Origin of the sequence: Chryseobacterium ureilyticum, assembly GCF_900156735.1 — a bacterium.
GTDB lineage: Bacteria > Bacteroidota > Bacteroidia > Flavobacteriales > Weeksellaceae > Chryseobacterium > Chryseobacterium ureilyticum.
Window position 1 is genome coordinate 890770 of record NZ_FTOL01000001.1, and the last position, 14389, is coordinate 905158.

Genomic DNA, 14389 nt, shown 5'->3' on the forward strand with positions numbered 1-14389 from the left:
AAATATGATGGGAATGAGAATGAAAGCAAAGATCATTTTTTTTTAATGAAAAAAGTAAATGGTAAAATTAGTTTATGACATCAATAGTCCAAATATTGTATATGAAATTACCAAAGAATAAGATATTTTATTGAATATGAAATATTTAATAGTTCTATATTTATTATTTTCTGTTATCTTATCCTGTAATGGACAAGATAAAAATGAAGATAAGAACATCAAAGTAACAACCTATTTTGCAAAATGTGAAGGACAATACTCTACTGGGGAAAAATTAAATAAAAAAGATAAAGCATGGTCTCTCAATAGAGTTGATGTGGATAAAATTATGAGTTTAGCTACATCTATTACTGAAGATGAATGGCACTTTTCATACCCAATTACACCCTGTAATATTGATGTAAACAATTATTTATACGAAGGAAAAAAATATGACTTACAAATTAATGGGGGATCATATATATCCCTCTTTGATGGCAAAAGAACAACACTTTTAGGTTGTGACCTACCAGAATGTAAAAAATATTTTTTAAAGCCAAAAGAAAGTATGGAAGAAGATACAATATCTCTTTCAAATAATGGTTCAAAAGAGCTTGGACAAGCTAAAAGTTATAAAGTAATCTTTAATAAAAATAATGATCAGGATATCATTATTGTAGAAAAAATAGCTGAAGGCTATAATATTGAAGCAAAATCTAATAATAAATCTTTTTTTAAGAAAAATTTTGTTTGTGATTCTATAGATATAGAAACGAAAACTAAAAACAATCAAGCCTTCAATTTAATCTTAAGTTTTACTGATCAATATCAAAATGTATTCAGAAAAGTTGTCATTCCGGTTTTTTTCAAAAATAATAATCTTTATCTTGAAAAAATATTTATTGCAACCTTGGGAACGAGTGCAAAAACAGGGGAAGAAGAATGGATAAAAAAAGAGGTTTCTAAAAAAGTCATTCTAAAATAGTTTGATTTAAATGAAATTATACCAGAATAAGAACACGGATGTACTATATGACACTTGCTTTGTTTGATAATATTAAGTTTATAAATTTTCTAATATATCCAGCAAAAGACAAGAGGCTTTTATTCATTGCAAACATTTCCAAGAAAAAGAAAAGAACAATACTCCGCCACACAGGAAACCGCCGGTTGCTCCTGAGCATCATAAACCAAAGCCTAACAAGCCGAAACCCAAAGAGGAAACAGCAAAATATCCTCAAACTCCTGCGGCAAAGAAACAGGCAGATCCTGAAGGGAAAATAGTAAATGCGGAATTTACAGATGGTAGAGGTAAAACGCTTAAGAATGCCAAGACCGGAGATACAGTCTCTATTAAAATAACTTCTCAGGGGATGAGGGGTAAAAATGTAATCGTAAGAATTTGGGAAGAAGACTTATCACGATACAGCAATGATCTTATCTATGAAGTATCTGCAACATTGGCTCATGACACTTCTAATTTCATTAATAATGTTACTCTTACAAAGGTAATGTATAACAAAAGTAATGATTTTGGAGAGGGAAATGAACGGGAGTATTTTATAGAGGTTGAGCATCTCAATACTTCTGTGACTTCTCAGGTAATCCCGATAAGTTCAGATGCTGAACCGGTGGAGGTGGATTCTAATGATTCGCCTGCGATTATTAAGGAAACGAAACAAGAGAAAAAAGTTGAAAAAGTCTCCAGTTGTATTTGCCAGCAGTATGATCTACTTTAGGATAATAAGATTGGCTCTCAATAAAGCAAAATCGAATTGGTGCTCAATCCTCGCCTTTTTAAAGAATATATCGATTTGATTACTATTGGTAGGAAGATTAATATATTTAATAAACAATCATTAATAGAATCAGTATGTATAACGAAGTTTATAAAGTAGGCGTAGAATTACATCTTATGGAAATAATCTTTATAATGATCATTAGATCTTCATAAAAATCAATTCAAAAACTCTGAACCCTTCAACCTCACACAATACTCACTTCCTAGATACAAAGGGTTTCCATGCTTTTCAGACCAGAAACCATCCAGGATGTCTTTACTCAGGCAGCGGTATACGGCAACACCTTTATAGATATTATGATCATCACCCTCATAATGGAAGTTGAGCACCAGAATTTGGTTTTTATAAAAGCCTGTTCCGTTCTGGATATGGTCACCAATCATCCATTGCGCTATAATGCGGTTGTTTTTATCCACAGATAAAGTCAATATTCCCTGATAGAAAAATTGGTCAGATTCCTCCTGGTTGCTTCCTTTTATTGAATAAGTTCCAGCCAGATCATGTACGGTCATTGATTGAATTTTTTGGATGGCAAATTTAAAAAATCTTATTTTGATGGCATTACAAATATTTTGTCCAGGACTTTAGAGCATTGCTTTCCTGTATATCAATTAAACTTTATACTTTTGCAGCAAATTAATGTAAGAATGATTCCTTTTCTGCTGATCGCCAACCTGATTACATTCGGAGTCTTTGGATTCGATAAATTGCAAGCCAAGAGACAACAATGGAGAATTTCAGAGAATGCCCTTCTGGGACTTTCTCTTATAGGTATTGTGGGAGCCGCTTCCGGAATGATCCTTTTTAATCATAAAACTTCCAAAAAGTCTTTTCTGGTGAAGTTTTTCATTGTCGCTTTAATAGACGTTGTATTGCTTTACAGGCTGATAAGACATTAGTCAGGATTGGTTTTATTTGCCTAATTATTAGCTTTTTCAATAGAGATTTATGTAAATTTCTCATTATGAAATTGTTAAATATTACATAATCTTTTTAATTAATTCATTTAAAATCACTATTTTTGCACCCGTAAAAATCCTATATGCAAAACATTAGAAATATTGCGATTATCGCACACGTTGACCACGGGAAGACGACTTTGGTTGACAAGATCATCCACGCAACTAACATTTTCAGAGAAAATCAGGAGAGTGGAGAATTAATTATGGATAACAATGATCTTGAAAGAGAAAGAGGGATCACCATCTTATCCAAGAATATTTCTGTTACCTATAAAGACACAAAAATTAACGTAATCGATACTCCTGGTCACGCCGATTTCGGTGGAGAAGTAGAAAGAGTATTAAAAATGGCTGATGGGGTTATTTTGTTAGTGGATGCGTTCGAAGGACCAATGCCACAGACAAGATTCGTACTTCAGAAAGCTTTAGAATTAGGGTTGAGACCATTAGTGGTTATCAATAAAGTGGATAAACCAAACTGTCGTCCGGACGAAGTTCACGACCAGGTATTTGATTTATTCTTCAACCTTGAAGCTACTGAAGAGCAGTTAGATTTCCCAACATTCTACGGTTCTTCTAAGCAAGGTTGGTTCAACACTTCATTAGAGCAGACTGAAGACATTTTACCATTATTAGATGGTATTCTGGAACACGTACCAGCTCCGAAAGTAACTGAAGGTAACCTTCAGATGCAGATTACTTCTCTTGATTTCTCTTCTTTCTTAGGAAGAATTGCTATCGGAAAAGTAACAAGAGGAGAGATCAAAGAATCTCAGTGGATTGGTCTTGCACAGGCAGACGGTAAAGTTTTGAAAGGTAAAGTAAAAGAACTTTACGTTTTCGAAGGTTTAGGAAAGAAGAAAGTGACTGAAGTACAGGCAGGTGATATCTGTGCTGTAGTAGGTTTCGATGCATTCCAGATCGGTGATTCATTCGTAGATCTTGAAAACCCTGAACCATTGGAAAGAACTGCAATTGATGAGCCTACATTGAACATGACGTTCTCTATCAACAATTCACCTTTCTTTGGTAAAGACGGTAAATATGTTACTTCAAACCACCTTAAAGAAAGATTAACTAAAGAATTAGAGAAAAACTTAGCATTAAGAGTTCAACAGACTGATGATGCGAACACTTTCCTAGTATTCGGTAGAGGTATTCTTCACTTATCTGTTTTGATAGAAACAATGAGAAGAGAAGGGTACGAAATGACTATCGGACAGCCACAGGTTATCCTAAGAGAAATTGACGGAGTAAGCTGTGAGCCTTACGAATCTTTAGTAGTAGATGTTCCTGAAGAATATGCATCAAGAGTTATCGACTTGGCAACTCAGAGAAAAGGTGACCTTCACATCATGGAAACTAAAGGAGAGATGCAGCACATGGAATTCGAAATTCCTTCAAGAGGATTGATCGGATTACGTTCTCAGATGTTGACAGCTACTGCAGGTGAAGCTATTATGGCACACCGTTTCACAGAATACAAGCCTTTCAAAGGAGCTATCCCAGGAAGAAACAATGGAGTATTGATCAGCAAAACTACAGGTCCTGCTACAGAATATTCAATTGCTAAACTACAGGATAGAGGTAAGTTCTTCGTAGATCCGGGTGAGGAAATCTACACAGGGATGATCATTGGTGAACAAAACAAACCTGGAGACTTGGTAGTAAACATCGTAGAAGCAAAACAGCTGAACAACATGAGAGCTTCCGGAAAAGATAAAGATACAGGTGTAGCACCGAAAATCTTATTCTCACTGGAAGAATGTATGGAATATATCCAGGCTGATGAAGCAATCGAGGTAACTCCAAACTTTATCAGAATGAGAAAGAAAGTACTTTCAGAAGAAGAAAGAAAAAGATTGGAAAGATCTGCGAAAGCGTAATCGTTTCGAATCAAAAATCATATCATATAGAAAAGCCTCGAATTTTTCGGGGCTTTTTTTCTAAGGAATAGGAAAAATTGTTTATTTTTTCAAGACGAAATCCGAAATAGTAAAATATAAATTAAAGTAGTTTTGCGACTATGAGAATGAATAAATTAAAACTTATCGTTTTATTGGGAGTGTTTGCATCATACAGTACTTCATGTTCCGTTCAGAACAATGTTACAAAGACCCCACCTGTAAAAAATACACCTAAACCCAACAATAATACCAATCCGCCAAAGCCATCTGTAACAGGTACTAAACCTACGCCTGGGGCTTCTACGGATGACAATTTCAGAACCACTCTTCCGGAAATTAAAAGAGAATTCCGCGGGGCATGGATCGCAAGTGTAGCCAATATCAACTGGCCTTCGAGAAATGACCTTACCGTAGATCAGCAAAAAGCAGAAGCTATCAATATGCTGGAAACCCTGAAAAATAATAACTTCAATGCCGCTATTTTCCAGATCAGACCCTCGGCAGATGCTTTATATACAAGTAATATCGAGCCTTGGTCTTATTTCCTGACAGGAGAGACAGGAACAGCTCCTTACCCGAACTATGACCCGCTTCAGTTTTGGATTGAAGAAGCTCATAAAAGAGGATTGGAACTTCATGTCTGGCTAAACCCTTACCGTGCTCATCATAGTAATGGAGGTGCTGTAAATAAACTGTCGATGGCTAATAAGCTTTCCGACATTGTTGTAAGATTAAAGAACGGGATGTATTGGTTTGATCCGGCAAATCCAAAAACGCAGGGGCACGTTTCCAATGTAGTAAAGGATATTGTGAAAAGATATGATATTGATGCTATTCATTTCGATGACTACTTCTATCCGTATGCGACATACAACAAAGGTGCAGACTTTCCCGATAATGCAACGTGGAACGCTTATGTAAGCAGTGGCGGAACATTGTCAAGAGCAGACTGGAGAAGAGATAATGTGAACAAATTTGTAGAACGTATCTACAAAGAAATTCATGCAGAAAAAAATAATGTGAAATTCGGGATCAGCCCATTTGGAATCTGGAAACCCGGTTATCCGGCAGGAGTTGTAGGATCTTCACAGTATGATGAGCTTTACGCGGATGCAAAATTATGGTTGAATAAAGGCTGGGTAGATTATTTCTCACCACAGCTATATTGGCCTATTGACTCTAAAGGGCAGGCTTTTGAATCTTTATTAAACTGGTGGCAGTCTGAAAACACGATGAAACGTCACTTATGGCCTGGTTTAAATACCGTTGAAATCAGAGTATCTGACCGTCCTACAGAAATTAAAAACCAAATTGAAATCTCCAGAAAAGTTCTGAAAAATGACGCTGGAGAAATTCACTGGAGTATAGCAGGGCTTACAAAAAATCCTGGAATGCTTCCAACATTGAAAAATGGACCATACGCTGAAAAAGCTTTGACACCAAAGTCTCCATGGATAAAAGCAGTACCGCTACAGACACCTACTTTGTTTGCTACAGACAATGGAAGTTTTGTACAGACAAGCTGGAGTACAAAGAATGCAGCTGATGTTTTCCAATGGGTACTTTTCACACAGTATAATGGAGTTTGGGATACAGAAATTCTAACGCTTGACACCCTTTCAAAAGATATTCCTAAGTTTAAAGATGGAAAGAAACTAAGTGGAGTAGCCATCAAGGCGATTGACAGACTTGGAAATGAAAGTGATTATATGGCTAAGAAAATTAAATAGAAGATTTAGACACAATAGCATAATTTTAAATGCAATCGTTTTTATAAATACAGAAAGGTTCAACGAAAGTTGAACCTTTTTTTTGAGCGATTGTGTCACCAGAAAGAACATATAATCTTACATACACTTTGTCATTCTATATCCTAATTCTGGGTCAATCGTAAAAATTAAGATTCATGAATAAGCAGATTATTTTAAACGCAAAGCTAGAAGATTCAAATGTTTTATTTTAGGAAGCTAAGAAGTGTGACTTTGTCGCTGAATAAGCTTGATGGATATGAATTCGCTTAAAAAGAATCAATGAAATTGATTCCATTCTTTGTATTCTTAAAAATATGATATAAGATATTAAAAACTTTGCGTTAAGCTAAATTCCATCAATACAAATAATATTATCTCCCCAGTTTTTGAGACTTATTTCTAGTCATATTTGAAAAACCTAGGTGTTAAAAAAAACGTACATAACAAGTTTCCATAAAACCATCCCTACTTTTTAGAATAACTATAAATTATGAATTTAAAATAAAGATAATCAGTGTGATATGATTTTGTGGTATCTATTTTTATACACAATAACACCCTTATCGGAACCATTTTTGCATGACTACTCACATAATCACCAAAATATAACATTATGAATACTAACAGACTTTCCGCAAATGTGGAAAAAGCACTTAGTGACCAGATGAATAAGGAGATTCATGCATCACACGTTTTTCTATCGTATGGAATTTGGGCAGATGATAAAGGCTATCAGGGGATTGCCAATTTTCTTTACCGACATGCTCAGGAAGAAAGAAACCATTCCATCAAATTCATGGAATACATTTTAAACAGAGGCGGAAAACCTAAAGTTGAAGCCATTCCTGCACCGCCAGCAGATCCGAAATCATTGACGGCATGCTTTGATGGAGTTTTCAAACATGAAGTGGATAATACCACAGCAATTTATAAAATTGTAGACCTTTCCATGGAGGAAAAAGACTGGGCAACCTGGAACTTTATGCAATGGTTTGTACAGGAACAAATTGAAGAAGAAACACTTGCCCATAATCTTATTGATAAATTAAAAATTGCAGGCGGAGACAGAGCAACCGACGAATCTTTATTCACTTTGGATAAAACATTACAGGAAGCTCCGAACAATGTACCATTAGCACAGGATGCGACAGGAGATAATCCGTAAAATATACATTGAAAAAATAAAACTATTTGAAAATCTGTCAGAACAACTGGCAGATTTTTTTATTATGAAACTCTCCCAAAAATCACTATCTTTGCAAACTCGTAATTCAAGGTTCGGTATTCAATGTTTAAGTTGTAGAACCTTTGACTTACACCTAAACCTTAAACTTTGAATTTTACAATATGAAATGTGGAATTGTAGGCCTGCCGAATGTAGGTAAATCAACTCTTTTTAACTGTTTGAGTAATGCAAAAGCTCAGTCAGCAAACTATCCTTTCTGTACTATTGAACCGAACCTTGGAACGGTTTCTGTACCGGATCAGAGATTGTTTGAATTGGAGAAAATCGTAAAACCGGAAAGAGTTTTACCGGCAGTAGTTGAAATCGTTGACATTGCAGGTCTTGTAAAAGGTGCCAGCAAAGGAGAAGGATTAGGAAACCAATTCCTTGCTAATATCCGTGAGTGTGAGGCAATCATCCACGTTTTAAGATGTTTTGATAATGGAAATATCGTTCACGTAGAAGGTTCAGTAGATCCGTTAAGAGATAAAGAAATTATTGATATTGAGCTACAGCTGAAAGACCTTGAAACAGTAGGAAAAGCAGTTGAAAAAGCGAAGAAATTTATCAAATCTGGTAAAAAAGAAGACATCCTTACTTACGAAACACTTCAAAACTTACAGAAGTTCCTTGAAGACGGTAAGAATGCAAGAGAATTTGCAGTAGATGATTTTACAAAATCAATCATCAGTGAAGTTCAGCTTTTAACGAATAAGCCAGTACTTTACGTTTGTAATGTAGATGAAAACTCTATCAAGAACGGAAACGACTGGATCGCTAAAATTGAGGAAATGGCTAAAAATGAAGGAGCTGAAGTTGTTGTATTAGCTGCTCAGATTGAAGCTGACATCAATGAACTTGAGACTTTTGAAGAAAGAGAAATTTTCCTTGACGAATTAGGTCTTACAGAACCGGGAGTAAACCGTTTGATCAGAAAAGCTTATGATCTTTTAAAACTTCAGACTTACTTCACAGCTGGAGTAAAAGAAGTAAGAGCATGGACAATCGGACAGGGATGGACGGCTCCTCAAGCGGCTGGAGTAATCCACACAGACTTTGAAAAAGGATTCATCCGTGCTGAAGTAATCAAGTATAACGATTATATCACTTACGGTTCAGAAGTAAAAATAAAAGAAGCCGGAAAACTTTCTGTTGAAGGTAAAGAATATGTAGTTCAGGATGGTGACATCATGCACTTCAGATTCAACGTATAAGAAAAAATATTAAAGTTAGTTTATAAAAAAGCGCTTCCATGAATTTGGGGGCGTTTTTTGCGATTAAACTTGTGTGCTTAAATAAAAAACACTCCCGATGCCGGAAGTGTTTAGTCTGTAATTTTAGATTTTTATTTTAATTCCATGGATCTGTAGGTTCCAATACAAATCTGCACATACTTTCTGCACATTTGGGTCCTGTTTCCACACATCGCCCTGCCATTGGATCATAGCATCTCATTAGTCCTCCGGTAATAGATCTTAATGCTCTTTTGTCAAGCTTTTTTCCTTTGTTTAAATGCTGGTTTTTCATGATTTCTAGTTTTAAAATGTTAAAATAAATGGAAATGTTTTAGTAGGTGTTAAAATGGAAATGGCGGTTCAAGTACATATCTGCACTGTCTTTCTGCGCATCGTATTCCTGTTTCTCTGCAAAGTCCCGTTTCATGATCAATACACATCAGTAATCCTCCTTTGATGGTTTTTAACTCCTTTTTATTGAGTTTTTTACCATTGTTTAATCTTTGGTTTTTCATAGTGTTGTATTTTAATGATTTGAATATGAGTGATTATTCTATAATAATAGGTGCCGGTCTGCATTCTTTTTGTCCGCAGACAGGAGAAATAATGGTGCAGCCGTTTGGATATGGAGACTCACACGGCTCATACGGAATTGGGCAAAGTACCGGTTCCATACAGTTTAATAATCCTCCGGTAATGAATCTTAATTCTTTTTTATTTAATTTTTTTCCGTTTTTCATGATATTTATTTTTATGGGTTATTAAATTTCCTCTATCGGATTTTGCGGTCTGCATACTTTTTGAGCACAAGCCATAGAAATGGTGCTGCAGTTTCTGACATCTCCCGGAGGATAAATTTCACATGGTGGATCTGTACAAAGAATAGGTTCCATGCAGTTAAGCATTCCTCCCTGGATGGTTTTCAGTTGTTTTTTGTTTAACCTTTTACCGCTTGTTAAAAATTTGTGATTCATGTTTTTGATTTTTAATAAGTTAGTTAAATACTAAAGTAGGAAAAATAATAACATGTATATCACTTATTATGGAAAAAAATAAAATAAATGTTGAATTAGTCTTAAAATTTAGGTGATATTGTTTGTTTTTATTCAATAAATTTAATGAAAAGATTTTGGTACCTTATTTTATGTTTTTAGGGCAATGAAAAGGAGAAAACAACCTTATTTAATTGATTTTTTCAAAGCAAATGTATATCAATCAAGCTTATTCAGTTACAAAGTCGCACTTCTTAGATTCCTGAAATAAAACGATTGCATTGTCTGTCACCCTCAATAGTTTTAAAACCTATGTATCTATGTGGTTTTAAAATTTCGAACCACATAGACGCATAGATTTCTGAGCTTTATCTAAAATTATTCGTGAATTCGTGACGTTTATTTTTTGCCACGAATTCACGAATATTTAATTTATACTTAATTTCTTTGATTTTTTCTAAGTTAATGCATATTCATGAAGTTTATTCAGCGATAAAGTCGCACTTTTTAGCTTCCTAAAATAAAGCATTTGAATATTTTGACTTTTCGATTAAAAAACAAACCGTTTCTTCAACAAAAAAGATAGATTTTACTCTGATTACCAACTTTTACAACTGACCTAAATATTTTGTTTTCATTAAAAATCAACTTTGTATATTTGAATTTTACAAACAATCTGTGATGGAAAAAATAGCTCATACTTCACTGGAAGATTTTTACAGAGAAATGACTGCTAAGCTAGGAAAAAACCTTGAAGATATTTTTCCGAAGGGACTTCATAAGGATATTGGGCATTTCAATGTTTTTGATATTGCGCAGACTATAGAAAGAGTGAAAACTACGGCAGAAATGCCTTATAACAGACGTAAATATTACAAGATCAGCCTGATCAGGGGTAAAAACCGAGCAGAATATGCAGATAAAGTAATCTCTATAAAACAAAACGCTTTATTATTTGCTACTCCGAAAGTGCCTTATCACTGGATTCCCGAAGATGCACAGCAGTCCGGAAGTTTTTGTGTATTTACAGAGGATTTTCTTTTTAAAGACAGATCTTATAACAGTCTTGAAGGTTTGCCTATTTTTCAGCCGGGAGGGGCCCCTGTCTTTGAAATTGATGATCGGCTAGCAGATGAAATAGGAATGCTTTTTAATAAAATACAGCGTGAGATAGACTCTGATTATGTTTTTAAGTATGATTTGATCCGAAACTATGTATTGGAACTGATTCATTATGGGCAAAAGCTTCAGCCAGCTACAAAAATATCAATGTCAAACGATGCTTCAATGAGAGTAGTTTCTTTGTTTATCGAATTATTGGAAAGACAGTTTCCCATAGAATCTTTAGAACAAAGACTTAAGCTTAAAACAGCAAAGGATTATGCCGATAGATTGGCGGTACATGTCAATTATCTTAATAAAAGATTGAAAGAAAGCACAGGAAAAACAACTACGGAGTTCATCGGAGACCGTATCATTCAGGAAGCTAAAATCCTTTTAAAGCAAACCCAATGGAACGTTTCTGAGATTTCTTATGCCTTAGGTTTTGAGGAAATTGCTCACTTTTCAAACTTTTTTAAAAGGAAGACATTATTCACACCCCTAGAATTTCGCTCATGATTTGAATTTTGCAAATTTCAGATTGATTTATTCAAACTGTTATCCCTTGAAATATCTCAACTTTGTCTCATTAAAAACAACAAAATATGGATACAAGAACAAAAATAGCACTCATTACAGGTGGAAACCGTGGTTTAGGTAAGAATTCTGCACTTAAAACGGCTGAAAAAGGATTAGATATCATCATTACGTACAGAAGCAATAAGGAAGAAGCTGACGAAGTAGTGAATCAGATAAAAAGTATGGGAAGAAATGCCGTTGCGTTTCAATTGGATACAAAAGAAAGAAAAAGTTTTGATGCCTTTGTAAAGAATATTACGGATCATTTACAAACTGCTACAGGAAGTCCCAATATTGATTATCTGGTCAATAATGCCGGAACAGCTTTGTATGCACCAATTACTGATGTTACGGAAGAACAGATGGATGATGTCGTGGATATTCACTTCAAGGGAGTTTTCTTTCTGACGCAGAAGTTGTTGCCATTCATCAATGATGCTGGTGGGATCGTTAATATTTCTTCAGGATTGGCAAGATTTGCAACACCGGGCTCCTCAATATATGGATCTGTAAAAGCAGGAGTGGAGATGCTTACAAAATACATGGCAAAAGAGCTTGGTCCAAGAAGAATTAAAGCCAATACTGTAGCTCCGGGGGCTATAGAAACAGATTTTGGAGGCGGAAGAGTAAGAGATAATAAAGATATCAATGCGGTAGTAGCCGGTGCTACAGCGCTGGGAAGAGTCGGTCTGCCGGACGATATTGGTGGAGTGGTAGCGTTTTTATGTACAGAAGATGCGGGATGGATCAACGGGCAAAGAATTGAAGTTTCCGGCGGAATGTTCCTTTAATCTGAATTCAGAAATATTATTTTAAAAAAAGAAAAGAACCAACTCGATAAAGTTGGTTCTTTTTATGATTATAAGCCTCCTGGTTCCGGAAGTACAATAGGACCTTCCGGATCTATTGGTTCCAAAGGCTCTGGCAGTTGGCATTTCTGTTCCCGGCAGCCAGGTCCTATAAATTTACAGTAACCGTTTGGAGCGCATGGATAATTACCAAGACCTCCGTGGATCGTCTTCAATTCAGACTTTGCTAATTTTTTTCCTTTGTTTAGTTTCATATTTTTCATGGTTTTGGAATTTAAATATTAAGGTCTGCAGATTTTCTGTCCGCAAGAAGGGGAGATCATTGCGCAGCCATTTTCATCAACATTTGGTGGACATGGATCAAGAGGAGGCAGACAAATTTTTTGTGCAGGCATACAATCCAGCATACCTCCTGCAATTGATCTTAATTCTTTTTTATTAAGCTTTTTTCCTTTATTTAAAGTTTGATTTTTCATAATAACATTATTTAATATTGTTAAAGTTATAACAGAATTAATCCCATGGTTGCTCTGGTTGTCCTGGCTTACATTGATCTTCAGCACATTTTGGATGATACTGTCTGCATCTTAATGAAGCGTCAAGGCACATTAATAGACCTCCGGTGATGGTGCGCAGTTCTTTTTTGTTCAGTTTTTTTGCCTGTGAGGAAGTTTTACTTTTCATGATTCTGATTTTTAAATAGTTAGTTATTACGAATATATGAAAAGTTTTAACAATATATCACTTGTTGAAGAAAAATATAAGTATAGAGTTTCTTTACTTACACTTGAAAATGAATAAGTTTGCTGATATTAAACTAAAAATCGTTGAGTAAGCCTTAAGTGTTTATTTCACTTTTGAAAGGTTTTCAAGGGCTCTTTCCAGAGTTTCCTGTTTTTTTGCAAAGCACAAGCGGATTACATTTTCATTCACTTTGTTTTTATAAAATGATGAAAAAGGAACACTTGCTACCTTATGATTGATCGTTAGTTCCGTTGCAAAATCAAAATCACTTTTATCGGAAATCTTACTGTATTGTAAAGCCTGGAAATAGGTTCCTTCACAATCCAGTAATTCAAACGAAGTACCGGAAAGTCCTTTTCTTAAAAAGTCTCTCTTTTCCTGAAAAAACTGGTTAAGGTAAGTGTAATGTTCATCATTTTTCATATACTCAGCCAAGGCAAGCTGAATAGGAGTATTGACACAGAAAACATTGAATTGATGTACTTTTCTGAACTCGTCCATCAATGCTTTCGGAGCTGCACAATATCCTACTTTCCATCCGGTAACATGGAAGAGCTTTCCAAATGAAGCGACAAGAAGACTTCTTTCTTTAAGTTCAGGATATTTGCAGATGCTTAAATGCTGTTTTCCGTCAAAAACAATATTCTCATATACTTCGTCACTCAGAATGAGAATAGAAGTTCCTTTTACGATTCCGATCAGCTCTTTAATGTCTTCTTCTTTCAATATCTTTCCTGATGGATTGTTCGGGTTATTGAGGATAATCATTTTGGTTTTATCACTGATCAGACTTTTTACTGCTGTCCAGTCAATCTGATAATCCGGAGCTTTCATTTCGAATCTTTTTACAATCCCTCCAAAAAGATCTACTGTAGGCTCGTAGCAATCATAGGCGGGTTCAAAAATGATGACTTCATCGTCTTTCTTGATGAAAGTGGCAATGGCAGTAAAGATAGCCTGTGTACCTCCAGCTGTAACTGTTATTTCAGAATCAGGATGATAAGAAGCCTGATGGCTATTTTCAATTTTCCTTGCGATCTCTTCTTTTAAACCAATCATCCCACCAAGCGGAGCATATTGATTAAATCCTTTTTTAATAAACTCACCTACGTGGTTTAGCAGTTCAGAATCCGGCATGAAATCAGGGAACCCCTGTGATAAATTAATAGCTTCATTTTCATTGGCTAATTGCGTCATCTGACTGAAAATAGTAGTCCCAACATTGGAAAGTTTCGATAAAGGAAGTTGTATCATAAAAGAAGAATTTATTAATCTCGAATTTAATGAATTATTTAAAACGAAT

General features: G+C 35.1%; 18 protein-coding genes. 9 read left to right on the top strand and 9 right to left on the bottom strand.

All coding sequences use genetic code 11. The annotated features are described in order from the left end of the window. The first annotated feature begins 136 nt into the window (after positions 1-136). Both BW983_RS03710 and BW983_RS03715 read left to right on the top strand, forming a co-directional pair. The gene (locus BW983_RS03710; protein ID WP_076550012.1) at positions 137-964 is read left to right on the top strand and encodes a hypothetical protein; all 828 of its coding nucleotides are present in this window, start codon (positions 137-139) and stop codon (positions 962-964) included. Between the two features lie 388 nt (positions 965-1352). After that, positions 1353-1718 (top strand): hypothetical protein, encoded by a 366-nt coding sequence (locus BW983_RS03715; protein ID WP_076550013.1) that lies wholly within the window; start codon positions 1353-1355, stop codon positions 1716-1718. A gap of 218 nt (positions 1719-1936) precedes the next feature. On the opposite strand, the gene BW983_RS03720 is transcribed toward BW983_RS03715, so the two are convergent. Then, positions 1937-2293 (bottom strand): hypothetical protein, encoded by a 357-nt coding sequence (locus BW983_RS03720; protein ID WP_076550015.1) that lies wholly within the window; start codon positions 2291-2293, stop codon positions 1937-1939. A 114-nt stretch (positions 2294-2407) separates the two neighbouring features. On the opposite strand from BW983_RS03720, the gene BW983_RS03725 reads away from it, so the two are divergent. The 5 genes from BW983_RS03725 (at position 2408) to ychF (ending at position 8840) form a co-directional block, all read left to right on the top strand. Continuing rightward, positions 2408-2680 carry a DUF1294 domain-containing protein gene (locus BW983_RS03725; protein WP_228408949.1) on the top strand — a complete coding sequence of 91 codons (273 nt, stop codon included), beginning with the start codon at positions 2408-2410 and terminating at the stop codon, positions 2678-2680. A 143-nt stretch (positions 2681-2823) separates the two neighbouring features. Next, entirely contained in the window at positions 2824-4629 is a 1806-nt protein-coding gene (typA, locus tag BW983_RS03730; RefSeq protein ID WP_065393220.1) for a translational GTPase TypA, read from the top strand. A gap of 140 nt (positions 4630-4769) precedes the next feature. Then, positions 4770-6380, top strand: a complete 1611-nt coding sequence (locus BW983_RS03735) for a glycoside hydrolase family 10-like protein (protein WP_076550019.1) — start codon at positions 4770-4772, stop codon at positions 6378-6380. Between the two features lie 634 nt (positions 6381-7014). Next, positions 7015-7566: a ferritin gene (locus BW983_RS03740; RefSeq protein WP_076550020.1), complete on the top strand. Its 552-nt coding sequence runs from the start codon at positions 7015-7017 to the stop codon at positions 7564-7566. 182 nt (positions 7567-7748) lie between these two features. Continuing rightward, positions 7749-8840 (top strand): redox-regulated ATPase YchF, encoded by a 1092-nt coding sequence (gene ychF / locus BW983_RS03745; protein ID WP_076550022.1) that lies wholly within the window; start codon positions 7749-7751, stop codon positions 8838-8840. Positions 8841-8976: 136 nt separating this feature from the next. Here the strand turns inward: ychF and BW983_RS23965 are convergent, their stop codons facing one another. From BW983_RS23965 to BW983_RS03755, 4 genes are read right to left on the bottom strand one after another with little or no spacing between them, the layout of a single operon-like run. Continuing rightward, positions 8977-9153 carry a hypothetical protein gene (locus BW983_RS23965; RefSeq protein WP_167369955.1) on the bottom strand — a complete coding sequence of 59 codons (177 nt, stop codon included), beginning with the start codon at positions 9151-9153 and terminating at the stop codon, positions 8977-8979. A 49-nt stretch (positions 9154-9202) separates the two neighbouring features. After that, positions 9203-9376, bottom strand: coding sequence for a bacteriocin (locus tag BW983_RS23805; RefSeq protein ID WP_123862069.1), 174 nt, complete (start codon positions 9374-9376; stop codon positions 9203-9205). Positions 9377-9409: 33 nt separating this feature from the next. Then, a complete protein-coding gene (locus tag BW983_RS23810; protein ID WP_139329216.1) occupies positions 9410-9601 on the bottom strand; it encodes a hypothetical protein in 192 nt (63 codons plus the stop codon). Between the two features lie 21 nt (positions 9602-9622). Beyond that, complete coding sequence (locus BW983_RS03755) at positions 9623-9835, bottom strand: hypothetical protein (protein ID WP_076550025.1); 213 nt, start codon at positions 9833-9835, stop codon at positions 9623-9625. A 699-nt stretch (positions 9836-10534) separates the two neighbouring features. Here BW983_RS03755 and BW983_RS03760 point away from each other — a divergent pair. Next, positions 10535-11473: a helix-turn-helix domain-containing protein gene (locus BW983_RS03760; protein WP_076550026.1), complete on the top strand. Its 939-nt coding sequence runs from the start codon at positions 10535-10537 to the stop codon at positions 11471-11473. A gap of 86 nt (positions 11474-11559) precedes the next feature. Beyond that, entirely contained in the window at positions 11560-12324 is a 765-nt protein-coding gene (locus BW983_RS03765) for an SDR family NAD(P)-dependent oxidoreductase (RefSeq protein WP_076550028.1), read from the top strand. A 68-nt stretch (positions 12325-12392) separates the two neighbouring features. Here the strand turns inward: BW983_RS03765 and BW983_RS03770 are convergent, their stop codons facing one another. From BW983_RS03770 to BW983_RS03780, 4 genes are all read right to left on the bottom strand, one after another. Next, a complete protein-coding gene (locus tag BW983_RS03770) occupies positions 12393-12596 on the bottom strand; it encodes a hypothetical protein (protein WP_167369956.1) in 204 nt (67 codons plus the stop codon). Positions 12597-12623: 27 nt separating this feature from the next. Beyond that, positions 12624-12818, bottom strand: a complete 195-nt coding sequence (locus BW983_RS03775) for a hypothetical protein (protein WP_076550031.1) — start codon at positions 12816-12818, stop codon at positions 12624-12626. Positions 12819-12855: 37 nt separating this feature from the next. Further along, positions 12856-13026: a bacteriocin gene (locus BW983_RS23815; RefSeq protein WP_123862070.1), complete on the bottom strand. Its 171-nt coding sequence runs from the start codon at positions 13024-13026 to the stop codon at positions 12856-12858. Between the two features lie 162 nt (positions 13027-13188). Beyond that, entirely contained in the window at positions 13189-14340 is a 1152-nt protein-coding gene (locus BW983_RS03780) for a methionine aminotransferase (protein ID WP_076550033.1), read from the bottom strand. Positions 14341-14389: the final 49 nt, after the last annotated feature.